Here is a 25,152-nt window from a genome sequence, read left to right as displayed (position 1 = left end):
ATTTGATTGATTTATGGAAAGTTTTGATTGGGTACTTCAGTTTTTAGGTAGGCTTCATCCATTATTGGTGCATTTTCCTATTGGCTTATTGGTAGTGGCCCTGTTTTTAGAAATACTCACTTTAAACGGTAAAAGACCGGGTCTTCGTGAAGGTATTCGTTGGATGGTCATAATCGGTGCCGTTTCGGCTATTTTATCTACCCTCTTTGGGTGGTTCTTGAAATCTCAAGATGACTATAGCGGAGATTTGGTCGATAAACACCAATATATTGGCATAGCGACAGCTGTTTTTTCCATCGCCGCATCAATTTTACTGCAACGAACCCTTCAAGGAAAAATCAAAGATTTTCGCCTATACAGAGGCGTTTTGATGACTACGGTCATTTTACTGACCATAACAGGGCATCTAGGTGCCAACCTCACCCATGGTGAAGACTTTTTAACAGGTATTTTGCCCGGTAGTGATGAAGGTTATGACGATAGTAAAGGGGTCGCTTTATTGGCTGAGCTCAAGCAGGTCAATTCGTTGGATACCGCGCAGCAAGACCGTTTAAATTTAGAGGTAAGGGCCATTTTTGCCCATAACTGCTATCAATGCCACAGCCAGAACAAACAGAAGGGCGGTTTGGTTTTGGATAGTAAAGAGGGAGTTTTTGCAGGTGGAGAATCCGGCTTATCGGTAGTGGCTGGCAAACCGGAAGAAAGTGAACTTTTCCGGAGAATTACATTGTCTCCCAATCATGATGAGGTAATGCCCAAAAAAGGAAAAGTCTTAAAATCCAGTGAAATCAAATTGGTTGAAATGTGGATCAAGAACGGAGCCCATTGGTCAGACCAAACATTAAAAGTTTTTCCTGAGGCCGAATTGGCATTGAACATGCCTTCATTGCCAACTTCCGTGCAATCCCATCCAATAGACAAATTGGTTGACTCGTATTTTGAGGAAAGGGGCGCAGAATGGCCCCAAGAAGTAAATGACCACTTATTTGTTCGCAGGGCGTACCTAGATATTGTTGGGTTATTGCCATCAACCCAGCAGATTGAGAAGTTTGTAAACGATTCCGATTCTAATAAAAGGGAAGCTCTTATCGATTCCCTTTTGAATGATAAACACAATTACACGCAGCATTGGATCAGTTTTTGGAATGATTTATTGCGTAATGACTATAGTGGAACAGGGTTTATTACAGGGGGAAGAAAGCAGATTACCGACTGGCTTTATAATTCGCTACTTACAAATAAGGGTTATGACCAAATGGTAAGTGAATTGGTAAACCCGTCTGAGGCTTCCGAAGGCTTTATCAAAGGCATTGAATGGCGAGGTGTGGTCAACGCCAGCCAACGTACCGAAATGCAGGCCGCTCAAAATATAGGTCAATCTTTAATGGGTGTAAATGTAAAATGCGCCTCTTGCCATAACAGTTTTGTGAGTAATCTTACGTTGGAGCAATCTTATGGTTTTGCCTCGATATTTGCCGATTCGGTTTTAGAATTGAACCGTTGCGACAAACCATTGGGTAGAATGGCCGAGGTTAACTTTCTGTACCCTGAATTGGGCGAAGTAGAGGGCGAAAGCCTAGAAGAACGGTTGTTGAACTTGGCGAAAGTAATGGTGCAGCCCGATAATGGCCGCTTGTACCGAACCATAACCAACAGAATTTGGCAAAGACTAATGGGCCGTGGTATTATTGAACCTCTAGATGAAATGGATAATGAACCATGGAATGGGGACTTACTCGATTGGCTTGCCGCCGATTTTATTGAATCAGGTTATGATTTGAAGCATTTGATCAAGCGAATCATGACTTCCAAAACGTACCAATTGCGTGCGGCGAAGTATGATAAGATAGAGGATGTAAAATCTGATTATGTCTTTAATGGGCCGATTGTTAGACGATTAAGTGCTGAGCAGTTTTCCGATGCGGTGAGTCAAATCGTATTTCCGGTATACCATACGGTGGAGTACGACCCTACACATGCTGAATTGAAAGCGCAGCGAGTATGGCATAGAGAGGTCAAGTTTGACCGTGATGTGCTTCCCGAGCCCGGCAAAAGGTATTTTCGTAAAACATTTAGTTTGTCCGGCGGTACAATTTCCGAAGCGACCGCTTTACTGTCTGTCGATCATTCCTATGTGCTTTATGTAAATGGTGAAAAAATTGCTTCCGGAAATGATTGGAAAAGGGTTGGTAAATATGATGTGACCCAATTTTTAAAATCAGGAAAAAATGTGATTGCTATCGAGGGGGAAAATGAAGGAACCATCGCCAACCCGGCTGGTGTGTTATTCTCTATGAGAGTAAAATTCGATAAGGGTTCAGAAGTTCAAATTGATTCAGATACATCGTGGAGAAGTTTTGGAACCACCCCTAATGATGAATGGACCGCTATCAATTTTGACGATACTTCATGGGGTGAGGCCAGAAACTATGGCAGTGCCAATTGGGGCAAATTGGTCAACTTCAATTTCAATGATGAAAATGGGGAGTTCGCACGAGCGAGCTTGGTAAAGCAACACCCGTTTATGAAAGCATTGGGTAGGCCAAGTCGCGAAAATGTCGCTACAACGAGGGATGATAATGCCACCTTATTACAAGCCTTGGAGCTTACGAATGGGGAGTTTTTCAATGGAGTGCTAGAGGAGGGTGCCGAACGGTGGCTGCAAGCGTATGATAAGGATAGTCAGAAAATAGTTGACAATCTATACCAACAATCTTTCGGTAGAAATCCCTCTGAAGAAGAAAGTGAATTGTTGATGGGCATTCTAGGGCGGAATGCGAGTAAAGAAGGTTTGCAAGATGTATTTTGGTCTACGTTGGTCTTACCAGAGTTTCAGTTTATCAATTAAAGATAGTAATGAGTTTTTCGCATATAAAGTTTGAGAAAGATGAAAGAGAATAATACAAGACGAGAGTTCATTAAGAAAATGTCGGCAGCCAGTTTGGCGGCATCCGCTACGAGTATTCCATTGGCCAGTTTTTTGAGCTCTTGTTCAAAAGGCCCCTCTTCCCTACCATCAACGGCAGATACGGTCATTCTTCTTTGGATGGCAGGCGGTATGGCCCACACCGAAACATTTGACCCGAAGGCCTACGTGCCTTATGAAAAAGGTGTAGAGAGTAAAAGAGTTTTAAGTACTTTTCCAAAAATACCCACGGTGGTCGATGGACTGCATTTTTCGAAGGGGCTGGAATCTATTGCCGGGGTAATGGATAAAGGTGCTATAATTCGGTCTTATAAATCGGCTGATTTAGGTCATATTTTGCATACCCGGCATCAGTACCATTGGCATACGTGCTATGAACCACCACAATCGGTACAGGCACCTCATATAGGAGCATGGATAGCTAAAGAATTAGGGCCGGTCAATCCTGTGATTCCTCCTTTTATAGCGATGGGGCAGCGTTTTACGGTGGGCGAGGCGGAAGAATTGAAAGCGTTTCATTCCGCAGGGTTTTTGGGTACCGAATTTGGTCCGTTTTTAATACCCGACCCGGCCGGTGGTCTTGATAGTGTGCGCCCACCAAAAGGAATGTCATTGAAACGTTTCGAAGCCCGTTATAAGCTTTATAAAGAGTTGGCCAATAAAAGTTCGTTCATGCAAGAGGGCAGCGATTATCAAAAAGAATCCCTTATGCGCTCAATGGAGCAATCGTACCGTCTATTGAACTCCCCGGAGGCAAAGGTTTTTGATTTGTCAGAAGAACCCAAAGAGGTGTACGATACTTACAATACAGGAAGATTTGGCCTGGGCTGTCTTCTGGCAAAGCGGTTGGCCCAAAATGGGGGTAGGTTTATTAGTGTTTCTACTGAATACGAGCCTTTCTTAGGATGGGATACACACGAAAACGGACATACCCGAGCCAAGAAAATGAAGGAGTTGGTTGACCGGCCTATTGCCCAGTTGGTGAAGGATTTGGATGAAAGCGGACATTTGGATCACACGTTGATTATTTTGGCCAGTGAGTTTAGCCGTGATGCCATTATGGAAGGGCGCCCAGGTGAAACTGTAAAAGACCAGGTGGATCAGCCTGATATCATCGAAGATGAAAAATTCTACGGAATGCACCGCCATTTTACAGATGGTAGTTCGATTCTTTTATGGGGCGGTGGTATTGAAAAAGGCTTGGTGTATGGAAAGACCGCTGATGAAAGACCTTGTTCTTCAATAGAAAATCCGGTGGTCATCGATCAAGTACATCAATCCATTTATCACGCCTTGGGTATACACCCTGAAACGGAGTACACAATCGAAGGTAGACCGTTTTACACGACCCCAGATGGTCACGGCAAACCCATTCTTGACTTATTCGGTAAGCCGATTAAAAAGGTTTAGGTCCGAAGGGAAAAAAGTTTAGTGCGGAGTAGAATTTAGTGAACATCAATAGTCATAAACTAAAAAGAGCTTTGGTTCTAAAACAAAGCTCTTTTACGAGAACACTATATGAAAATGAAAAAATTACTTCTGATTAACTACGTGACAAACATACGTACAGCCTGCCTTTAAGCCAATTAAATGATGTAAGGCCCTTAATTTCTGTTGTGAGTCAAGGCAGATTTGTTATGAAGGAAAATAAATACAATTTCCAACGGATTATTTCCTTGTTTTTTAAGACTCTCTTTTTTCGTAGTTTCATAAACCCTTCCAAAAAAAGTCAATTATGGTAGAAACCCTGACTTTGCAGGTCAATGGCAAAGAGCATACGGTCGATATAAATCCCGAAACCCCATTGTTGTATGTGTTGCGTAATGAACTTCAGTTAAACGGACCTAAGTTTGGTTGTGGTTTGCAGCAATGTGGGGCCTGTATGGTACTTGTAGATGGCGAAGCAAGACCTTCTTGCAGGTTTCCTGTCAAGACGGCGGTTGATTCTGAAATTAGAACACTGGCAGGTCTTATCAAAGAAGATGGTGAATTACATCCTGTACAACAGGCATTTGTTGAAGAACAAGCCGCGCAATGCGGTTATTGCCTAAATGGTATGGTAATGTCGGCGGTTTCTTTGTTGGAGAAAAAACAAAACCCGACCGAAGAAGAAATTCGAGAAGCCCTTGCTATCAATATCTGCCGGTGCGGCGTTCACTCCAGGGTTATAAAAGCGGTTACGAGTGCCGTTAAAAAAGCAAGGCCATGAGAAAAGACCGAAGAATGTTTGTTCAACAGCTTGGCTGTTTGAGTATTGGTTTTTCTATGTTGCCTACCACGACAGTACTCGCAGAGAGTTTTACCGTTGCGAAGGAAATTGAAAGAAACCTTTCAAAGGAAAGTGTGAACGCTTGGCTTGAAATACGAGAAAACGGTCGGGTGCTTATCTATACCGGAAAATTAGAGTTAGGTCAGGGAATCAAAACCGCGGTGGCACAAATTGCCGCTGAAGAATTAAACATGCGACTCGATTTAATCGATGTACAAATGGCCGAGACCGAGGTAACGCCAGATGAAGGTTTTACGGCGGCGAGCATGTCAATTGAATCGAGCGGAATGTCCATTAGACTGGCGTCGGCAACCGCTCGTGAGATTTTATTGAAAATGGCTTCGGAAAGTTTAAACCTGTCAAAAGAGTCTTTGAAAATGGAAGATGGAAACATCTTCGGTGCCGATAAAAAGACGTCTCTATTCGAGTTGCTTAAAGGACAACATATTGAAGGAAAGGTTGACGAGAATGTCGAGATCAAGGCCAAGACCGTTCGAAAGTATGTGGGGCAGCCGGTTCCAAGAAGTGATATTGAGGCAATGGTTCGTGGGCAATCCGTTTTTGTACAAGATTTAAGGTTTCCCGGTATGTTGCATGCGCGTGTGGTACATCCTCCTAAATATGCGGCAAAAATTATCCAATTCGATGAAGAAAACTCTAAAAATTGGCCCAACCTAATTCAACTGATTAGGAAAGACCATTTTGTAGGAGTAGTTGCGGAAAAGGAGTTTGAGGCCATTCAATTGGCAGAAAAGATTGGTGGGCAAATCAAATGGGATTCAGGTCAAAACATGCCCGAGCAAAAAGAACTCAAGAACCATTTGAAAAATTTGCCCGTTGAAGAAGAGGTGCAGGAGAATAAGGGAGATGTTGGGCAGTCTTCGAAGACGATGGTCTCCCGTTCATTTTTCAAGCCCTATTTAATGCACGCTGCAAACGGACCTTCGTGTGCGGTGGCTTTTTTTGATGGAACTGTTTTACATGTCTGGTCGCATTGTCAAGGCACTTACCCGCTAAGAAGAACGCTGGCCAATTTTTTGGAAATGCCTGAAGAAAAGGTACACGTAAAAGCGGTGCCAGGTTCGGGTTGTTTCGGCCACAACGGGGCAAATGATGTGGCAACTGAAGCGGCTCTGATAGCCCTCGAATTACCGAACAAACATATTCGTCTTCAATGGTCTAGAGAAGATGAGCATGCTTGGGAACCGTATGGTACGGCCATGATAGTCGATATTGAGGCGTCTCTGGATACAAATGGAAGAATTGCCACATGGGATAGTCATATATGGTCAGATGGGCACAGTAATCGGCCCAATAGTAACCCCAATACATTATTGCCCTCACGTTTTATGAACAAAGACTATGGGCATCATGGCATTGGTTATAGAGGTGGAGCTTGGCGTAATGCAGCCCCGTATTATTCCGTACCAAATCTCAGGGTCACCTCACATATGTTTTTAGGGCCTTTGAGAGTTTCTTCATTACGTAGTCTAGGTACCTTTACGAATATATTTGCCATTGAATCTGTTATCGACGATTTATCCGAAAAAGCAGGCAAAGACCCAATTGAATTTAGAATGGAACATTTAGATGATCCAAGAGCGGTAGAATGCTTACGCAAACTACAGGATAAAATTAAATCAATATCGGTAATTGAAAATGAGGGGCTTGGTGTATCGTTTTCGCGGTACAAGAACGAAACTTCGTATTGTGCCATGGCGGCTAAGGTTTCCGTCGAGCGAAAGACCGGTCAGGTAAAAGTTCAAAAATTATGGGCCATGGTAGATGCCGGAGAGACCATAAACCCCGACGGATTAAAAAACCAGACAGAAGGGGGTATGATACAGTCGGCCAGCTGGGCCCTAAAAGAAGAGGTGAAATTTAGTTCTAAAGGAATAACCAGCTTAAATTGGGCCTCTTATCCTATTCTTAGATATCCTGAAATTCCCGAAGTCGAAGTCGAGATATTGGATAGGGTGGAGCAAAGACCCGTAGGTGCGGGTGAAGCATCAATGGCACCGACTACAGCGGCTATTGTAAATGCTATTTATAAGGCTACCGGGGTGCGCATCGTAAGTCTTCCTGTAGACAAAGAGCTTTTAAAAGCGTAGTTAGAATCAATCAGATGTTCCTAAAATCAAAAAGAGCCCTGTCTTTCGACAAAGCTCTTTTACGAGAACACTATATGAAAATGAAAAAATTTACTTCTGATTGATTATTACACTTCAAACATACTACCGATACCGAAAGGCAGCAATAAATTGATGTGAACCGCTTGATTTTTGTTGTGAGCGCCTTGTTAGATGTTTTTTTAAAGAATATTTGATTCTCTATAAGTTGATATTTACATAAACCGAAAGTCGATGTTTTAGCTCAACCTTATTATTGTTGAGTTGTTGCGAGATGGGTACCATGCCTGCAAGGCCCAAAGCTATTCTGTTATAACTCGCTTCTAAGCTTACTTTTCCCAGAAAAACACTCCCTTTGGTATTGGGTACAGCTGCGCCATATTCTTTATTGGCTTCAAAATGTTCGCCGGCAATACCAAGAATTGGGGTCAATGCCAAATCTGATATATAGTATGTTTTGAATGCATTGATGCCATAATTTAACTGATTACCGAATTGATATTGTTTCGGGTTCTCGGTTTTGAAGGTGTAGTTCAAAAGTGTACTGATACCCCAATTTCTATAGGTAAAGCCATAATTCATGGCTGCGATATAATCCCAGCTGCCATTCCCGACTTGAAAGCTGGGGTTAACACTTCCTGTGTTGTTGGCTCTATCGTATTTACCTGTAGGGGCTTTAACGCCCGCTCCGATTTGAAAATAATGCTCTGGAGTTATAGAGATAATGCTATCGGGTGTTCGCTTGAGCAAATCATAAAATGCCAACACGCTAATGTCACCTAGGCCATTTATTTTTTGTTCGGTTTGATCGGGCAGTACCCTGTTATGTTGCTGATAGGGCACAATTACATTGAGAATGGCCCTTTTGGTAATCGGCACATTGCCCCATACCTGCATGGTATTAAAATTTTCGGTAATCCAAGGGGAATCGTTAAAAATACCGTCTCTAGAGCGGTATTGTTGGCCAATATACCTGACGCCTATGAAATAATTGTTCAATCCGGTGCCATAGCCCATACTTCCACCGCTGCTGCCACAACCACAGGTATCGCAGAAATCGAAGAAATCTTCAAGGTGGTAAGAATGTATACACGGGTTTGAATCTTTGAAAGCGTCAGGTTTGGCCCATAGCATCTGAAAGACCAAGAAGACACAAATTGTGGTTGATAAGAGTTTAGTATTCTGCAAAGCGTTGATCATTTAAATAAGTTTCATCTGTTAGCGTGAGCAAAAAGGCAATAATTGCTTCTTTCTCGTTTGAAGTTAACGGGATGCCCAGTCGGCCTTCCAATTTCAATAATGGGTCTAATGTGGACGAGTCGACGACTCCACTTTCATAAAAATCAAGCACGGACATTAAGTTTCCGAATCTACCATCATGCATGTACGGTGCCGTTTTATCAATGTTTCGCAAACTGGGAACTTTAAATTTGTACTTATCCGATAGCGCGCCACTTACCTCTTCACGGCCCACATCATCTAATTGAGGGTTAGGGGGCAAACCATTATTTCTAAAAGAGCTATCAGTAAATAGGTCGGTGCCATGGCAACTGCTGCATTTTTGGCCGAATAAGTCTAATCCCTGCTTTTCCAAGTCTGTCAGCTGGCCACCTTCTTCATTGCGAACATATTTATCGTAGCGACTGTTCGATGACACCATCATTGCCATAAATTGGCCCAATGCCTTTAAGAAATTCTCTGTGTTCACCTCCGGGTCATCAAAAGCCATTTCAAAAGCTTCTTGATAAGAAGAATCGGCCTTTAGCTTATTGATTACATTGCCCATGGTTTCGCCCATTTCAACTTCGTTGGTGATAGGTATGATGGGGAAAAGGTCTAAATGCGAAGTAGCACCATCCCAGGCAAACTCTTTTAGAAAAGCCATGTTTTGAATGGGAGGAGTATTTCGGGTACCTTCCAAATCATCTATACCATGACTAAATTGATGTCCGTGATGGGTGAAGGCGAAAGCCTGTTCATGGCAAAATCCGCAAGAAATAAATCCGTTTGAAGATAGTTTGCCATCATAGAACAGGCGCTTGCCCAATTCAAAGCCGTATTTGGTGGGTGGGTTCGCATCAAAATCATAATGGGGTTCCGGAAAATTACTGGGAACTTCAAATGCCAAGGACTCATTAATGAGAATATATTCCTCCTCATTATTAGAACAGGCATACAACAAGAACACCATCGGCATCAACGTCCAGATTGAACGGAAGACGATACAGACTAAGGCGACCAGCTTTTTAAGGCCGGTCGCCTGATATATATTTACCCTCATTTTCAGTTGTGTCCGTCTCCGTTATGAATATGGTCTACCTCGAACATTTCGGTCACATTCACTGCAATTTGAGGTGATTTTACCTCATCTACCATAATGACCGACTTTTCGGTAAGTTGAATATTATTGCTCGAAACGAGAATTTTAGCAGCGTCGATTTTAAGGTGGATGCTAGAATCCATTTCATCACTGACCCTCACATTCGTTTGTAATGCCAGGGTTACTTCTTTGTAATTATCGAGGCTGGAGCCATGGCTGCCCATGTGAATTTTAAATTCTGTATCGTCGGTTACAATTTCAGAAGTAAAACTTCCCTCAAAATTCAAGAATTTGTAACCAGCTTGCCATGACCACATCATGTGATGGCTTTCCGCTAATGCGAGAAAATCACCTTGGCCCTCGGCCCCTTGCAGGTATTTTTCTTGGTCAACACCTACCCCAAATTTTAAGGTAGTGTATTCGCCTGCAGGTATCTCAGGAAGTACCACATTATCTAAATCGGCCTCTTGGCTTATTACAAAATAGCTTTCATCTTTCGGAAAAACATACTCTTCTCCCGTTGAGTTTACCAATCTAAAATTGCTCACAATGTAACTGAGCCGTGTGATGGTCAAGTTTTCACCGTTACTGTTGGCGCTATTGGCAGCTCCGATAATAAGGTCATTGCCATTATAGCCATTGTCATATTTAATAGAAATGCTGCCGGAGCCGGTCAATTGGTCGGTGGTAGTATCGTTGCTTGAACAGCCAACCATGATTAAGGAAAATAGTATAGCAGTGCTTATGAGATTCAATTTCATGAATAAAAAGTTTGAACAGACCGGTTCATGAGATGTTTATGTCCGGTCTAATATTAAATAATAGGGAATAATGATGTTCGCTACTGGCTTTAACCAATTGCTTACAGATAGAAAAAAGTGCTATACCAATTCTGGGGGTTGTACGATATCATGAGCCAACAATGTAGAAGTAAGTGACTCAATAAATAAAGTTTGCTGAAGAGAGCTTTTTTCGAAGTCGAAATTGACACCTAGTTGAGGTAAAAATTCAAGGTAAACCAACGGTTGAATTTCGGTTTTGGACTGCTTTTCACCGAAAGGATTTTTTTCATGCTTTTCGGCTTCTTTGGCTAACATTTTGGCCAGATAACATTTGCCGTCACAGTTCATCATAGGTCGGTCTTTGTTCTCACAAAGCACATCTTTGATGTAGTCGTAATTCATGATATACTCTGCCACTGGCCAAAGTGGCTTAAAAAGCATAACGGTAGCAACCAAAAGAATTACGTATGATTTCACCGTGCAAAGATAAAGCTCAAAAGCTTTTAAAACTACTTATGTAGGGAAATATATGGTTAATTGAAGGCCGGTATGCCGGTAATATCTGCCCCTGTAATCAATAGGTGAATATCATGTGTGCCTTCGTATGTGACGACACTTTCAAGGTTCATCATGTGGCGCATGATGCTATACTCTCCGGTGATTCCCATTCCGCCTAACATTTGACGTGCTTCTCTTGCGATTTTTAAGGCCATGTCAACATTGTTTCTTTTGGCCATAGAAATCTGTGCCGAAGTGGCCTTGCCTTCATTCTTTAGTTGCCCAAGACGAAAAGATAGTAGTTGGGCCTTTGTTATTTCGGTAATCATTTCTGCCAACTTTTTCTGTTGAAGTTGAAAGGCTGCTATGGGTTTGCCGAATTGCACCCGTTCTTTGGCATATCGAAGTGCTGTATCATAGCAGTCCATAGCGGCACCAATGGCACCCCATGAAATTCCGTAACGGGCAGAGTCAAGACAGCCAAGCGGCGCACCCAAGCCGGATTTGTTCGGCAATAGGTTCTCTTTAGGTACTTTTACATTATCAAAAATTAGCTCACCGGTTGCCGAAGCACGTAGTGACCATTTGTTATGTGTTTCAGGGGTTGAAAAACCTTCCATGTCTCTTTCTATAATGAGACCATGAATGCGCCCCTCTTCATTTTTTGCCCAAACCACGGCAATATCCGCGAAGGGTGAATTAGATATCCATAGTTTGGCTCCGTTCAGTAGATAATGGTCGCCCCCATCTTTAAACTTTGTTTCCATACCGCCCGGGTTCGAGCCGTGGTTGGGCTCTGTAAGACCGAAGCATCCCATAAGCTCGCCGGACGCCAACTTTGGAAGGAATTTTTTCTTTTGTTCCTCAGAGCCATAGGTGTAAATAGGGTACATTACCAATGAAGATTGTACGGAAGCCGTAGAGCGAACACCGCTATCGCCTCTTTCGATTTCTTGCATGATAAGGCCATAGCTGATTTGGTCGAGTCCCGCTCCACCATATTCCTCAGGAATGTAAGGTCCGAAGGCACCTATTTCGGCGAGTCCGTTCAATATTTGATGAGGAAACTCGGCCTTTTGGGCATAATCTTCGATAATCGGAGATACTTCTCGTTTTACCCATTGTCTTGCGGCATCTCTGACAAGCTTATGCTCATCGCTTAACAGATCGTCAAGATTATAATAGTCGGGAGCTTCAAAAGAATCAGGCTTCATAACGCATGGCTTTTTACCAAATGTACTAATGAAATATAACATTTCATACGGTCGTTGTTACATTTTGAGGTAAAAATCTTTGGTCAAATCTTTATATTCTGCGGTATACTGATGGCGCTCTATTTCAATGGTTAATTCGCTTGTTTTAGTCACGACTTCTTGGAATGAGAATTCCAATAAACTTCTTTTAACGTCGGAATCGGGGTTGCCTTTGACCCTTGTTATACTTGAAGCAAATAGACCATTGTCACTGGCAAGCTCTAGAAAACGGGTCTCTTCTTTAAAGGGGATAATTGTTGAAAAAAAACCGTTTGATGAGAGCAAGGCCGATACCCCTTCCAGTAATTCTTCAAAGGGTAATGAATTGTTCTGTCTCGCTCTGTCACGCGCTGAATCGCCACTGGAAACGGCCTCGGCATAGAATGGCGGATTTGAAACAATTAAGTCATATTCCTCTTCCATCTCACCAACAAACTCATCAAAATCTGCATGATAACAGAACAGGCGGTCTGCCCAAGGTGAGTCTTCAAAGTTATTGACACACTGCTCATAGGCGTTTTCATCCGTTTCGATAGCATCTATACTTTCGGCAGTACTCCTTTGGGCGAGCATAAGGGCGATGATACCCGTACCAGAACCAATATCCAATATGGTTTCCGGTTGATGTCTCAAACTTGTCCAAGCACCTAACAAGACCCCGTCGGTACCGATTTTCATGGCGCACCTATCTTGATTGATGGAGAATTGTTTGAACTTAAATAATTCAGACATAGGTAAGATTTAGCTTTGCTCAATTTGTCCCGGTTCACGGGTTTCCGAGCCTTTTTGATTTTTGAGTGAGTCGCCCAATCGAGCGCGCATTTGGTCGGCTAGGGTTTTTATTTTTTCCACTATTTCGGGATGTTCATCCGCCACATTCTGCGTTTCACTTTCATCAGTTTCAAGATTGTAAAGCTCGATTTCTTTCAAATCGACCATTTTATAGGCTCCGGGCAAACCATCGGCTCCTGGTTCTTGACCTTGCATGGTGCGATAGGTGTGAGGGAAGTACAGTTTCCATTTGCCATACCGTACCCCGAATAGTTCATTGACACGGTAATAGAAAAAATAGGCCTCTTGAGGACTTTCAGCAGATTCTCCGGTCATAACCTTCCAAACATCTTTGCCATCGATGGTAAGTTCCGGTAGTTTTGAATCGGTAAGATTCGCGACCGTCGGGAGAATATCAATGGCCATAACCGGAACATCGATGCTTTTACCGGCCGGAAGTTTGGCCGGATATTTTGCTATAAAAGGTTCTCTTTGACCTCCCTCCCAAGCAGTTCCTTTGCCTTCGCGATAGGGTAGGGCGCTACCAGCATGATTACCGTATGAAAGCCACGGGCCGTTATCCGAAGTGAAAATGACCAGCGTATTTTCAGACAACCCGTTTTTTTCCAATGCTTTTACAATTTGACCGACCGACCAATCTATTTCCATGATTACATCGCCATAAAGTCCGCGATCTGACTTGCCCTTGAAATTGTCCGATACGAAAAGCGGAACGTGCGGTTGCGGATGAGGAACATATAGAAAAAACGGTTTGTCTTTGTTTTTCTTGATAAAATCAACACTGTGCTCGGTAATTTGTACGGTCAGTTGCGATTGATCGGTTAGCGTATCGATTACGGTTTCGTTGTGATAAAGAGGAAGCGGGCCAAAATTGAAGACAGGGCCTTGTTGTGGGTGCAAAGGCCACATATCATTGGAATAAGGAATACCAAACCATTCATCAAATCCATTTTTGGTGGGTAGAAAGTTAGCATGGTCTCCTAAGTGCCACTTTCCGAAAATTCCGGTAGCATATCCATTTTCCTTAAGCATTTCAGCCATGGTCGTTTCAGAAGGGTGAAGCCCTTTTTTGCTATTGGGCATCATGGCGTTATGAATTCCGATCCTGTTCGGGTAGCAACCGGTCAAAATACCCGCCCTAGAGGCAGAGCACACCGCTTGCGCGGCATAGAAACTTGTCAATTTAACGCCGTCAGCAGCCATCTGATCAAGGTGGGGCGTAGCAATATCATTGGCACCAAAAACACCCACATCACGATAACCTTGGTCATCTGTAAAAATGAGGACTATATTGGGCTTTTGAGGCCGCTCACTTTTTGGCTCGGATTCTTTTTTAGGTTTGCAACTGCTGATACAAATAACTAGAGCTGCTAAGAGGAGGTTTTTGGTCATGATAGGTTGTTATAGTTTGGTAAAAGGATTTCAAAAATAAGCAAACCTCTCAGTATTTCTCGTGCTGCATTTATTTTGACAGGAATGCTTCATTAAACAATTTGAACATGTGCCATTGATTAGGTTGAAAAATACCTATCTTGAAAGACCTTAAACTCAACTATCCCATGAAAAATAATCAGTTAAATAGAAGAAAATTTTTAGCAACCGGAATTCTGGCCAGTGCAGGTCTCGCCTTAAAACCCTCTCCATTATTTTGTGCACCTAGTATAGTGCGTAATCTTAAAAAGCCGAATTCTTTAATTAACGGAGTTCAGATCGGGGTCATTACCTACTCGTTTCGAAGTATGCCCGACCAAAGTGCAGAGGCAACCTTAAAATATGTTACTGATTCAGGTATAAGTGCCATTGAACTTATGGGCGATCCTGCCGAGTCTTTTGCAGGAAAACCTGAAAGCCCAATTGACAGAAGGGCTTTTTACGGATTGATGAGAGCCAAGAGAGACGGAAATATCACAGAAGACCAAGAAATTGAATTGGCGGATCTACAAGCTCAGGCCAAAGCTTACGGAGCTCAAGTAGCGGAGTGGAGAAAGAACATGTCAATGAATTCTTTTGAAAAGCTTCGGAAGATGTACAATGATGCAGGTGTGTCAATCTATGCTTTTAAACCAAGTGCCTTCGGCAAAGATAATAGTGATGCCGAAATAGATTGGGGAATGAAAGCCGCCAAAATATTGGGAGCAAGTCACGTTACCGTCGAGCACCCCAGTGATGACACACACACCCAAAGATTGGGTAAAATTGCCAAAGAAAATAAGGTTTATATGGCCTACCATGGCCATGAGCAACAAACACCTACCTTTTGGGACACCGCCTTGAAACAGTCGGAATATAACGCCTTGAATTTGGATTTGGGCCATTTTGTGGCCGCAGGTAATAGCCAACCCCTTGAGATTATCAAAAGTAAACATCAGCATATAAAAAGTATGCATATGAAAGACCGCCAGACCCCTGCGCACGATAAAGGTAACTTGGTTTGGGGCACGGGCGACACACCGCTAGAAGAAGCTTTACAATTGATGAGAGATCAAAAGTATAAGTTTCCGGGTACGATTGAACTGGAATATGAGATACCCGTGGGATCAAATGCGGTTCAAGAAGTTCAAAAATGTTTGGCGTATTGTAAGAAAGCTTTGGATAAAAGAGCTCATTGATTCAGGCTCGGGATGCTAGTTTCACCAATTTATTGCTAAGTGAAAAGAGCCAATGTAGTTGTTCGAGTATCAAGTGCGCTTCTTGAAGTCGTCTTCTGGTACGGTCATTGGGTGGGGTAGCTTCTATTGAGTTGTTAAGACTACGGTGTAGTTGCTTGAACTTTATTTCATTGTCCATTGTCTCGCTACCATTCTTATTTTTCTTTAGAATTTGAATCGTATGGTCAAGATTGTTGTCAATTAAATTTGCCACCTCTTTCAGTTCGTTTGAGGCACTGGTAGTCGTTTGGTTTTGAATATAGCCACTAAGAGAAGCTAATGAAGTTAGTATTCTGTGATTGTGAACGACAAGTTCATAAGTTCTTTCATAATCGATTTGTTTAGAAGAAGGTTCTTGTGTCATATCCTGAAAAGCGGTGCTGAGGTTTGAGTTCTCATCAAATGCTCTCTTTCTGGCAATTTTATATTCAATAGGAACTTCTCCTTTTCGGTCATAAAAGAGAATGATTTGTTCTAGAAAATCTTTATTGGCACTAACGCTTTTGATTACGGCATCCTCTATTTTAAGGAAGCTCCATGAGGGCCATAAGTAGTAAATCGCCAAAAAGGAAAGCACGGCACCAAAAACAGTGTCTAGAATTCTAAATTGGATGACCGATAGAATATCCGGTCGAATTATTCCGTAAATGAAAACGACGCTTAAAGTGATGAAAGTGGCTGCGATACGATAGTTTTTTTGAACTATGGAGAAGGCCAGTACCAAGCTGACGACGCCAAGTATTCCGAATACATAAGGACTTTTAATGAAGAAGACCACTGAAACGGCAATCAATGACCCGATCAAGGTGCCAATAATTCGCTCTTTTGTTCGCTCTTTTGTAAGCCCATAAGTTGGCCGCATAATAACGATGATAGTCAGAAGTATCCAATATGGGTTTTGAAAATCTAAAAATGACCCGATAGAAAAACCCAAAATCATGATGACGGCCAGACGTAGCGAATGTCTAAAAATATGCGAACGCATATTAAGATTGTCAATTAGAAGACGAGGGCTGTAATCTTGATGAGGTATGAATTTTAAAGCTGTTTCTGTATTGATATAGTCATTTTCATCTATGTGTGGGTCCTCCAATAACCACTTGATTTTTTTTAGCTTTTCAAATTGCTTTTCTTGATATTCGATTAAATTGTGCAGCATCAGGTAATGCTCTACAGAAATTTCACTCTCCAAGATTTCAAGGGCGCTCCGAACTTTTTTGAATTGCTCTTCTAATAGTTTATTTTTTGAATCTAAAGCCTTTTTTGGTGTTCTATTGCCAACATATTGAAGTTGATTCGCTATTTCAAAAATAAGACCTTGAAAGTCTGAGGCCAAAGAGGGCTTTTGGCTGAACAAAACGTTCATTTTATCATATTCGACCGGGTTGGCCAATGCCACTTCTAAAATCTCTACTAACTGGGCAAATACAAGCAGACGTTTGTTTTGGTAGATGGAAGGTCCGGCATCTTTTCTTGATTTGATCAGTATGTCTCTTAGAGTGCCATGAAGCTCGATTAATTTATCTTGTTGTTTGGCCAAGTTCGACCTTAATGCCAGCTGATTACTTTTGGGGTCTATGAGTTTGCCCCTTGTTTTTAAAAAACTGGCGGTAAGTTGGTAGATTTCCGACAGGGTTTCTTCGGTTTGTGCTCTCGGATTTAAATGATGCCAAATAATTATCAGGCCGAGGTACCAAAGTCCTCCAACTCCTATCCATAGGCAATGTTCATATACTTCAATTTCCTTGGCCTCATAGGCAAAACTAAGAACCAAGGCCAAAAGGCCTGAAAAACCGATCAGAGAAGCCCTAAAACCGAATATGGCCAGATAGGCTACCGAAAAGGTTACAATGCCTAAAACGGGTAACATGTACCACTCCCGTAAGTTGAGGTAGCCGCCAATCAAACTTATGACCATCACTAAAAGAGTAGCCCAAAGAATAGAAATGACATTGTGTCTATGGCTGCCGTTGGTATTACTGGGCGAACACCACATGGCGCCAAAAGCTACCGATAAGCCTACTTCTAAATGGCCTAGTTGAATACCTAGTACAATGGGTATACTTACCGAGATGCCTAAAAGAATAGCTTTCGAGAAGTCAGTGCTTTTCAGGTATTTGATAAAACTTTGGCTATAGTCGAATAGGTGTTGCTTCAAACCAATATGAACATTTCAATTTTTTACAAAAGTAAAACAACACCGATTTAGTATCGGTGTAAAGAAGGTAAGGCGGCAAAAAGTAAACTTTTTAAGTTAAATAAAGGTCGATAAGACCCTCTGGGGCGTTAACAAAAACCGTGCGGGTCTTTCTGTCCACTTTTAAAACAATATCATCCGTAATAGGAATCAAAATTTGTTTACCGTCTTTGTCAACAATAAGAATTGCCTGGGCGGTAGAATCGTTAACACCGACCACCTTGCCAATATCACCTATTGATTTATCATTGACACTAAAATCAATGATTTCATGAAAGTAAAATTGGTCATCTTTTAATGGGGGCAACATGGCCAAAGGTAGATAAAGCTCATGGCCCATAATGCGGTCGGCCGAGGCTTCGTCTTTCACCTCTTCGAAATCTATTCGCAAGAGGTCTGACTTGTGCAATCGGGAGCGATCAATAAAAAATGGAACCAGATTATTGCCTTTCATCAAGACAAAAACTGATTCCATATTTTCGTAAGCTTCGGGCTCATCGGTGTCTAGCTTTGCTAGTACCTCACCCTTATAACTATATTTTGAAACGATTTTACCTAGGTAGAAACAATCTTCCTTACGCATTTCGTTTCTTGATATATGAATTATTCTGCAGCTTTCTCTTCAGAAGCCTCTTCAGTTGCTTCAGCAGCTGGTTCTTCTGAACCTTCAGCAGCTTCAGCTTCGGCAGTCTCAGCTACCTCTGTTTCGGCCGCAGCTTTCAAACGAGCCTCGTTTACTTCTTTCTCTGCTTTTAAGGCTTCGGCTTTGGCTTTCTCTTTTTCTTCTTCTAGACCACTTCTTTTAGCGGTAATTTTGCCTTCTTTTTCCTCTAACCAAGCATTGAACTTTTCTTCTACTTGTTCTTCGGTCAAAGCGCCTTTACGCAAACCAACAAGAAGGTGTTTTTTCAATAAAACGCCTTTGTATGATAAAATAGCTCTGGCGGTATCAGTAGGCTGAGCACCGTTTTGCAACCATTTTACAGAGTTGTCAACGTTTAGTTCGATTGTAGCAGGATTGGTGTTTGGGTTGTAAATTCCTAATTTTTCTAAGAACTTACCATCTCTCTTTGAACGAGAATCGGCAGCTACTACCCAATAGAATGGTTTACCTTTCTTACCGTGTCTTTGAAGTCTAATTTTTACTGGCATATCACATTAATTTGTGGGGTGCCCGACCCCTGTTATTAATTCTATTTTTCCCTAAAAAGGGCTGCAAATATACTTCATTTCTTTTATTCTGCAATAAATAAAGGCTAATTCTACTCTCGTTCAGCCAATTGATCTTTGCCCTTGATCATATTTGAATTGTGCGAAGCTACCAATTTTTGAATTTCGAGAATGATTTCAGGGTGATCCGCCGAAATATCGAAGTTTTCTGATGGGTCTTTGTTAAGATCGTACAGTAATGGTTTGTTGTGTTCAATACGTTCGCCAAATTGACCGTATGCCCCTTGGGTAACAAAATGGGCTTTATAGTTTTTTAGGCGAACGGCATAGATTTCATCTCCTCTATAGTAGAACATGTGATCTCTTTCACTTTCTCTATTTTCAGTTAGGCTTTTGGTGAGGTCAATACCGTCGATTATTCGGTCTTGTGATATTTTTCCTCCCGCCCATTGGGTAAAGGTGGTAAAGAGGTCCATGGTAGAACCTATATCTGTTACGACCCCAGGCTTGATATGTCCTGGCCCCCAAAACACCGTCGGTACGCGCATACCGCCTTCCCAAGTTGTTCCTTTGCCCGCCTTTAGAAGTCCGGCGCTTCCTCCATTCAATCCAAACGAAAGCCATGGGCCGTTATCCGAGGTGAAGACAACAATCGTATTTTTTGCTAGGTCTTCTTCTTTTAATGTTTTTAATATGTTTCCGATGCCGTTGTCGATTTCTTCGACCACATCACCATAAAGGCCTCTCTTGCTCTTTCCTTTAAAAGCTTCGGATGCAAACAAGGGTATGTGGGGCAGGTTGTGGGCCAAATAGATGAAGAAGGGTTTGTCTTTGTTCTTTTTGATATAAGATACGGCTTCATTCGAGTATCGAGTGGTAATAGTATTTTGGTTGGCCGGCCTTTCAATTATTTCTGTATTTCGCAATAAGGGAACATTAAAATGTTCAGTTTTTATACTGTCATTACTTCTCGACCAGTAGTTTTTGTATTCATCCCCTTGAATTCTATCCATATCGTTTGAATAGGGTATGCCAAAATAATAATCAAAACCTTGGTTAGTAGGTAGGTAAGGTTCTTTATGACCAAGATGCCATTTTCCGATACAGGCGGTACTGTACCCTAAATCTTTAAGTTGTTCGGCTAACGTGATTTCATTTTCAGGAAGCCCATATTTAGAGTCGGGAAAAAGCACCCTGCTTTTGTGGCTTGCCATTCCGCTTCGAACGGGTAGTCTACCGGTTAGTAGGGCGGCTCGGCTTGGCGTACAGACGCTGGCCCCAACGTAGAAGTTGGTCCATTTTTGTCCTTCATAAGCCATTCTGTCGAGGTGAGGGGTTTTAATGGTCGGGTGGCCAAAAGGACCGATGTCTCCATAACCTAAATCATCTGCGAAGATGATAATGAAATTGGGAGGTGTTTGATTTTGGGCGGTAAGCTTACTTGGCCCAAAAATTGTTATTAAGATGAGGGTTGAAAAAGCTTTAATTGTGGGTGTGCGAAGGTTTAGCTTCATATCTGATATTTTGGCAGTATAAGATAATGAATAACCGTGTAGCGTTAAAAACAAATACCCTTTAATACGTCGTTGATAACTAGTTGTAACTCGGCTTTAAAAAACTAGGTCAATTGCCTAATTTTATGGGCTCTTGTTCGAAATGCTTCTTGGTATTTTGAATTGCCGCTTTCTATTGTAAATCAGAATTTTAGTTGTATGTACTTAGTCTTTGATACCGAAACAACGGGTCTTCCAAAGCGATGGGATGCCCCCATAACCGATACCGAAAACTGGCCGCGGTGTATACAGATTGCTTGGCAGTTGCATGATGCCATGGGTAATTGTATCGAACATCAAGATTATCTGGTACAACCTGAAGGATTCAATATTCCGTTCGATGCAGAGCAAATCCACGGAATTTCTACCGAATTGGCAGAGCAAGATGGTGTACCCCTTAGCGAAGTGCTAGAGAAATTTAATGATGCTATGTCGCGTACTAAATTTATAGTGGGTCAGAATGTGGGGTTTGACGTTAATATTATGGGTTCGGAGTTTTATCGAATGGGAGTTGAAAACCCTCTTCAAGAACTACCTGTTTTGGATACCTGTACCGAAGAAACCGCCATGCTATGCCAAATACCCGGAGGTAGGGGCGGAAAGTTTAAACTTCCGACTTTAACTGAGCTGCATGAGTTTCTGTTTGAAGAACCCTTTGCCGAGGCGCATAATGCAACCGCCGACGTTGAGGCGACCGCAAGATGTTTTTTGGAGCTTGTAAGAAAAAGGCAGTACTCGGCGGAAAAATTAGATGTTGGGCCTGACTATTTCCGTAATTTTTCCGAAGCAAATCCGCAAGAGATTCAGCTGATCGGGCTAAGGCACATTAATCTCAAAAAAGCTTCCAAAGAGATAGCCGATGCCCTTTGGGAGAAGGATACCGGGGGTGTTTCTCAAGAAGAGATCAAAGAGAACATCAAGACTTTAGAAGATGCCCAATTTGCGCATCTTCACAACCATTCCCAGTTCTCGGTTCTTCAATCGACAATAGATATCAAGAGTTTGGTGAAAGCTGCGGCCCAAGATAAAATGCCAGCGGTAGCTTTAACAGATCACGCCAATATGATGGGCGCCTTTCACTTTGTGAAAGAGATAGGTGCGCATAACAAAGGGGTGAGGGATAAAAACCAGGAAGCCGCTGAAAAAGGTGAGCCAGAAGTTGAAAAAGAAATTACGCCGATTATTGGCTGTGAATTTTTCGTTTGTGAAGACCATACCAATAAGAATGTAAAAGATTACGGTTATCAGATCGTAATGCTGGCAAAGAATAAAAAAGGCTATCACAATCTGGCCAAAATGTCTTCCATTGCTTACACTAACGGATTCTACTATGTGCCACGAATCGATAAAAATGTCATTCAACGCTTTAAAGATGACATTATAGTGCTGACCGGTAACCTCTATGGTGAAGTACCGGGTAAGGTATTGAACGTTGGTGAGAACCAGGCCGAAGAGGCACTTTTATGGTGGAAAGAGCAGTTTGGCGAAGACCTGTACATCGAAATGATGAGGCACGGTCAAGAAGATGAAGATCGTGTCAATCAGGTATTGCTGCAATTTGCGCAAAAGCATGATGTAAAGCTTGTGGCCACTAACAACACTTATTATTGTGCTAAAGATGATGCAGAGGCACATGATATTCTGTTGTGCGTAAAAGATGGTGAAAAACAGGCGACCCCTATAGGTCGTGGAAGGGGTTATCGATTTGGACTGCCCAATCAAGAATACTATTTCAAGTCGCAAGAAGAAATGAAAGGCCTATTTCAAGATGTGCCCGAGGCCGTTTTGAATGTGCAGGAGATAGTAGATAAAATTGAGCCATTTGAATTGGCCCGCGACGTACTCTTGCCGAAATTCGGTATTCCGGATGAATTTAAAGACCCTCAAGATGATGAAGATGGGGGCAAAAGAGGCGAGAACGCCTATCTGAAACATATCACCTATGAAGGTGCCAAAAAACGATACGGTGAGATAACCAAAGAGATAGAAGAGCGGTTAGACTTCGAGCTCGAGATTATTAAAAACTCTGGCTACCCAGGTTATTTTCTTATTGTTGAGGATTTTATTAGGGAGGCTCGAAATATGGATGTTTCCGTGGGGCCGGGTAGGGGCTCGGCTGCCGGTTCGGTAGTGGCTTATTGTTTGACCATTACCAATATCGACCCCATCAAGTACGACCTTCTTTTTGAGAGGTTCTTGAATCCTGATAGGGTGTCCATGCCCGATATCGATATTGATTTCGATGATGAGGGGCGTGGTAGGGTAATGGATTATGTGATTAAAAAATACGGGGCCAATCAAGTGGCCCAGATAATCACCTATGGTACCATGGCAGCCAAATCTTCGATTCGAGATACGGCCCGTGTGTTGGATCTGCCATTAAGCGACGCCGATAGAATAGCAAAGCTGATTCCGAACATGTCGAAGCTCGCCAAGATTTTCGGTGTTTCGGAGGCAGATTTAAAAAAGAAGTTCAGGTCTGATGATCTTGAAAAAATCAATGAACTTTTAAACATTGCCGAAGGAGATGATTTAGAAGGGCAGACCCTAAAAATGGCGAGAGTACTGGAGGGGTCGGTTCGAAATACCGGAATTCATGCCTGTGGGGTGATTATTACCCCTGATGATATAACCAATTTTGTGCCTGTATCGACAGCGAAGGATTCTGATCTTTATGTGACCCAATTCGACAACTCGGTGGTTGAAAGTGCAGGTTTGTTAAAGATGGATTTCTTGGGGTTGAAAACCTTGACCCTGATTAAAGATACGGTGAAGATTGTCAAGGCCAAGCATGGTGTCGAACTGGTGCCCGACGATTTTCCTTTAGATGACGAAAAGACCTACGAGCTCTTTCAGAAGGGAGATACTGTTGGAATATTCCAGTATGAATCCCCTGGTATGCAGAAGCATATGAAAGACCTGAAGCCTACGGTTTTTGATGATCTTATCGCCATGAACGCATTGTACCGACCGGGCCCGATGGATTATATTCCTAGTTTCATCGCCCGAAAGCATGGCAGGGAAGACATCAGTTACGACTTGGCGGATATGGAGGAATACCTGCAAGAGACCTATGGTATTACGGTCTATCAAGAGCAGGTGATGTTGCTTTCACAAAAACTGGCCGGTTTTTCAAAAGGTGAGGCAGATATGCTTCGAAAGGCAATGGGTAAGAAAATCTTTGCCCTCTTGCAGAAGCTCAAGCCTAAATTTTTGGATGGTGGTGAGCAAAAAGGGCACCCTCGCGAGATATTGGAGAAGATTTGGAAAGACTGGGAGGCTTTTGCATCCTATGCATTCAATAAGAGCCACTCTACCTGTTACGCTTATATCGCTTATCAAACTGCTTATTTAAAAGCGCATTACCCGGCGGAATATATGGCTGCCGTTCTTAGTAATAACATGAACGATATCAAGCAGGTTACTTTCTTTATGGAAGAATGTAAACGTATGGGGCTTGAGGTGTTGGGGCCTGACGTAAATGAATCGTATTACAAATTTGCCGTTAACCAAGATGGGGCTGTTCGTTTCGGAATGGGAGCCATCAAAGGTGTAGGTCGTGGTGCGGTCGAAACTATCGTTGAAAATCGTAAAAAAGAGGGCCATTTCAGGTCTGTTTTCGATATGGCCAAACGAATTGACTTAAGGGCCGCTAACAAAAAGGCTTTTGAAAATTTGGCCGTTGCCGGAGGTTTTGATTCTTTTGGAGGTACCCATAGAGCTCAATATTTTCATGATGAGGGCGATGGGGTAACTTTCTTGGAAAAGGTCATTAAATATGGGGCAAAATATCAAGAGAATGAGAACTCGTCACAAGTAAGTCTTTTTGGTGATGCCAGTGAGGTGCAAATTCCCGAGCCTGTAGTGCCCCCGTGTGAAGATTGGGGTACCATGGAAAAATTAAGGCGTGAAAAAGAAGTGGTCGGTATCTATATATCTGGTCACCCTTTAGATGATTTTAAGACAGAGATACAAGCCTTTTGTAATGCGACCGTTTCCTGTGCCAATGATTTAGAAAATTATGTGAACCGAGAGTTGTCTTTTGCAGGTGTTATCACCGATGTGCAACATAGAACTTCAAAAAATGGAAAGGGATGGGCCGCTTTTACTTTGGAGGATTATTCCGATTCTTTTGAGTTTCGAATTTTTGGTGAAGAATATCTGAAGTTCAGACATTTCTTGATGATCAATTCGTTCGCTTACGTAAAAGCTTATGTTCGTGAAGGGTGGACCAATAGGGAAACGGGCAAAAAGGGAGACCCTCGTATTCAGTTCAATAGTTTTATGTTGCTACAAGACGTGATGGAAGCGTACGCCAGAAAACTGACCATTAAGTTGAATATTGATGATTTGAAGGAAGAAGATATCACTCAATTGAAAGAGACACTGGTTACCTACCAAGGTAGTCATCCTTTAAATTTTGTGGTCTATGAGATGGAGCAAGAAATAAAAGTCAATCTTACCAGTAGAAAACAAAAGGTTCAAATTTCAAGCGAGCTGTTGGCTACATTGGAGAAACAACAAGTTCATTATAAGCTGAATTAACATCAATTATAAAAGTTATATAAGCTATGTTTGAAATAAATTACCTTGATAGCGTTATAGCTAAAATGAA

Annotated in this window: 17 protein-coding genes; 6 read left to right on the top strand and 11 right to left on the bottom strand. The window is 42.2% G+C overall.

Features of this window, described 5'->3' with window-relative positions:
• The first annotated feature begins 13 nt into the window (after window positions 1-13).
• The 4 genes from D1013_RS18490 (at window position 14) to D1013_RS18475 (ending at window position 7,306) form a co-directional block, all read left to right on the top strand.
• Window positions 14-2,848 (top strand): DUF1553 domain-containing protein, encoded by a 2,835-nt coding sequence (locus D1013_RS18490; protein WP_121850237.1) that lies wholly within the window; start codon window positions 14-16, stop codon window positions 2,846-2,848.
• Between the two features lie 39 nt (window positions 2,849-2,887).
• Window positions 2,888-4,336, top strand: a complete 1,449-nt coding sequence (locus D1013_RS18485) for a DUF1501 domain-containing protein (RefSeq protein WP_121850236.1) — start codon at window positions 2,888-2,890, stop codon at window positions 4,334-4,336.
• A gap of 325 nt (window positions 4,337-4,661) precedes the next feature.
• On the top strand, window positions 4,662-5,135 hold the full coding sequence (locus D1013_RS18480) for a (2Fe-2S)-binding protein (RefSeq protein WP_121850235.1): 474 nt from the start codon (window positions 4,662-4,664) through the stop codon (window positions 5,133-5,135).
• Window positions 5,132-7,306 carry a xanthine dehydrogenase family protein molybdopterin-binding subunit gene (locus tag D1013_RS18475; protein WP_225621404.1) on the top strand — a complete coding sequence of 725 codons (2,175 nt, stop codon included), beginning with the start codon at window positions 5,132-5,134 and terminating at the stop codon, window positions 7,304-7,306. Before D1013_RS18480 ends, D1013_RS18475 begins: the two co-directional genes overlap by 4 nt.
• 219 nt (window positions 7,307-7,525) lie before the next feature.
• Here D1013_RS18475 and D1013_RS18470 read toward each other — a convergent pair whose 3' ends face one another.
• The 7 genes from D1013_RS18470 to D1013_RS18440 all read right to left on the bottom strand — a co-directional run bounded on the left by D1013_RS18470 (window position 7,526) and on the right by D1013_RS18440 (window position 14,361).
• Window positions 7,526-8,524: a transporter family protein gene (locus tag D1013_RS18470; protein WP_205601259.1), complete on the bottom strand. Its 999-nt coding sequence runs from the start codon at window positions 8,522-8,524 to the stop codon at window positions 7,526-7,528.
• Window positions 8,499-9,515, bottom strand: coding sequence for a cytochrome-c peroxidase (locus D1013_RS18465; protein WP_121850797.1), 1,017 nt, complete (start codon window positions 9,513-9,515; stop codon window positions 8,499-8,501). The genes D1013_RS18470 and D1013_RS18465 overlap by 26 nt, the downstream gene beginning before the upstream one ends.
• Before the next feature lie 92 nt (window positions 9,516-9,607).
• Entirely contained in the window at window positions 9,608-10,405 is a 798-nt protein-coding gene (locus D1013_RS18460) for an MbnP family protein (protein ID WP_121850234.1), read from the bottom strand.
• A 120-nt stretch (window positions 10,406-10,525) separates the two neighbouring features.
• Entirely contained in the window at window positions 10,526-10,903 is a 378-nt protein-coding gene (locus tag D1013_RS18455; protein WP_121850233.1) for a hypothetical protein, read from the bottom strand.
• Window positions 10,904-10,959: 56 nt separating this feature from the next.
• Window positions 10,960-12,138 carry an acyl-CoA dehydrogenase family protein gene (locus D1013_RS18450; protein ID WP_121850232.1) on the bottom strand — a complete coding sequence of 393 codons (1,179 nt, stop codon included), beginning with the start codon at window positions 12,136-12,138 and terminating at the stop codon, window positions 10,960-10,962.
• A 57-nt stretch (window positions 12,139-12,195) separates the two neighbouring features.
• On the bottom strand, window positions 12,196-12,909 hold the full coding sequence (locus D1013_RS18445) for a tRNA1(Val) (adenine(37)-N6)-methyltransferase (RefSeq protein ID WP_121850231.1): 714 nt from the start codon (window positions 12,907-12,909) through the stop codon (window positions 12,196-12,198).
• 9 nt (window positions 12,910-12,918) lie between these two features.
• The gene (locus tag D1013_RS18440) at window positions 12,919-14,361 is read right to left on the bottom strand and encodes a sulfatase family protein (RefSeq protein WP_121850230.1); all 1,443 of its coding nucleotides are present in this window, start codon (window positions 14,359-14,361) and stop codon (window positions 12,919-12,921) included.
• A 167-nt stretch (window positions 14,362-14,528) separates the two neighbouring features.
• On the opposite strand from D1013_RS18440, the gene D1013_RS18435 reads away from it, so the two are divergent.
• Window positions 14,529-15,578: a sugar phosphate isomerase/epimerase family protein gene (locus D1013_RS18435; protein WP_121850229.1), complete on the top strand. Its 1,050-nt coding sequence runs from the start codon at window positions 14,529-14,531 to the stop codon at window positions 15,576-15,578.
• A 1-nt stretch (window position 15,579) separates the two neighbouring features.
• On the opposite strand, the gene D1013_RS18430 is transcribed toward D1013_RS18435, so the two are convergent.
• From D1013_RS18430 to D1013_RS18415, 4 genes are all read right to left on the bottom strand, one after another.
• Complete coding sequence (locus D1013_RS18430; RefSeq protein ID WP_225621405.1) at window positions 15,580-17,775, bottom strand: FUSC family protein; 2,196 nt, start codon at window positions 17,773-17,775, stop codon at window positions 15,580-15,582.
• A gap of 91 nt (window positions 17,776-17,866) precedes the next feature.
• Window positions 17,867-18,397, bottom strand: coding sequence for a ribosome maturation factor RimM (gene rimM, locus D1013_RS18425; protein ID WP_121850227.1), 531 nt, complete (start codon window positions 18,395-18,397; stop codon window positions 17,867-17,869).
• A 20-nt stretch (window positions 18,398-18,417) separates the two neighbouring features.
• Window positions 18,418-18,966 (bottom strand): 30S ribosomal protein S16, encoded by a 549-nt coding sequence (locus D1013_RS18420; RefSeq protein WP_121850226.1) that lies wholly within the window; start codon window positions 18,964-18,966, stop codon window positions 18,418-18,420.
• A 110-nt stretch (window positions 18,967-19,076) separates the two neighbouring features.
• A complete protein-coding gene (locus tag D1013_RS18415; protein WP_121850225.1) occupies window positions 19,077-20,498 on the bottom strand; it encodes a sulfatase family protein in 1,422 nt (473 codons plus the stop codon).
• A gap of 198 nt (window positions 20,499-20,696) precedes the next feature.
• On the opposite strand from D1013_RS18415, the gene dnaE reads away from it, so the two are divergent.
• On the top strand, window positions 20,697-25,082 hold the full coding sequence (gene dnaE, locus D1013_RS18410) for a DNA polymerase III subunit alpha (protein WP_121850224.1): 4,386 nt from the start codon (window positions 20,697-20,699) through the stop codon (window positions 25,080-25,082).
• The last annotated feature ends 70 nt before the right edge of the window (window positions 25,083-25,152 follow it).

It is taken from the genome of Euzebyella marina, from assembly GCF_003687485.1.
Lineage (GTDB): Bacteria > Bacteroidota > Bacteroidia > Flavobacteriales > Flavobacteriaceae > Euzebyella > Euzebyella marina.
This window is presented reverse-complemented; position numbering and strand designations above follow the sequence as displayed.

Coding starts and splice junctions, on each gene's coding strand:
- D1013_RS18490 (WP_121850237.1), top strand. CDS start 14: ATGGAAAGTTTTGATTGGGTACTTCAGTTTTTAGGTAGGCTTCATCCA.
- D1013_RS18485 (WP_121850236.1), top strand. CDS start 2,888: ATGAAAGAGAATAATACAAGACGAGAGTTCATTAAGAAAATGTCGGCA.
- D1013_RS18480 (WP_121850235.1), top strand. CDS start 4,662: ATGGTAGAAACCCTGACTTTGCAGGTCAATGGCAAAGAGCATACGGTC.
- D1013_RS18475 (WP_225621404.1), top strand. CDS start 5,132: ATGAGAAAAGACCGAAGAATGTTTGTTCAACAGCTTGGCTGTTTGAGT.
- D1013_RS18470 (WP_205601259.1), bottom strand. CDS start 8,524: ATGATCAACGCTTTGCAGAATACTAAACTCTTATCAACCACAATTTGT.
- D1013_RS18465 (WP_121850797.1), bottom strand. CDS start 9,515: ATGGTGTTCTTGTTGTATGCCTGTTCTAATAATGAGGAGGAATATATT.
- D1013_RS18460 (WP_121850234.1), bottom strand. CDS start 10,405: ATGAAATTGAATCTCATAAGCACTGCTATACTATTTTCCTTAATCATG.
- D1013_RS18450 (WP_121850232.1), bottom strand. CDS start 12,138: ATGAAGCCTGATTCTTTTGAAGCTCCCGACTATTATAATCTTGACGAT.
- D1013_RS18445 (WP_121850231.1), bottom strand. CDS start 12,909: ATGTCTGAATTATTTAAGTTCAAACAATTCTCCATCAATCAAGATAGG.
- D1013_RS18440 (WP_121850230.1), bottom strand. CDS start 14,361: ATGACCAAAAACCTCCTCTTAGCAGCTCTAGTTATTTGTATCAGCAGT.
- D1013_RS18435 (WP_121850229.1), top strand. CDS start 14,529: ATGAAAAATAATCAGTTAAATAGAAGAAAATTTTTAGCAACCGGAATT.
- rimM (WP_121850227.1), bottom strand. CDS start 18,397: ATGCGTAAGGAAGATTGTTTCTACCTAGGTAAAATCGTTTCAAAATAT.
- D1013_RS18420 (WP_121850226.1), bottom strand. CDS start 18,966: ATGCCAGTAAAAATTAGACTTCAAAGACACGGTAAGAAAGGTAAACCA.
- D1013_RS18415 (WP_121850225.1), bottom strand. CDS start 20,498: ATGAAGCTAAACCTTCGCACACCCACAATTAAAGCTTTTTCAACCCTC.
- dnaE (WP_121850224.1), top strand. CDS start 20,697: ATGTACTTAGTCTTTGATACCGAAACAACGGGTCTTCCAAAGCGATGG.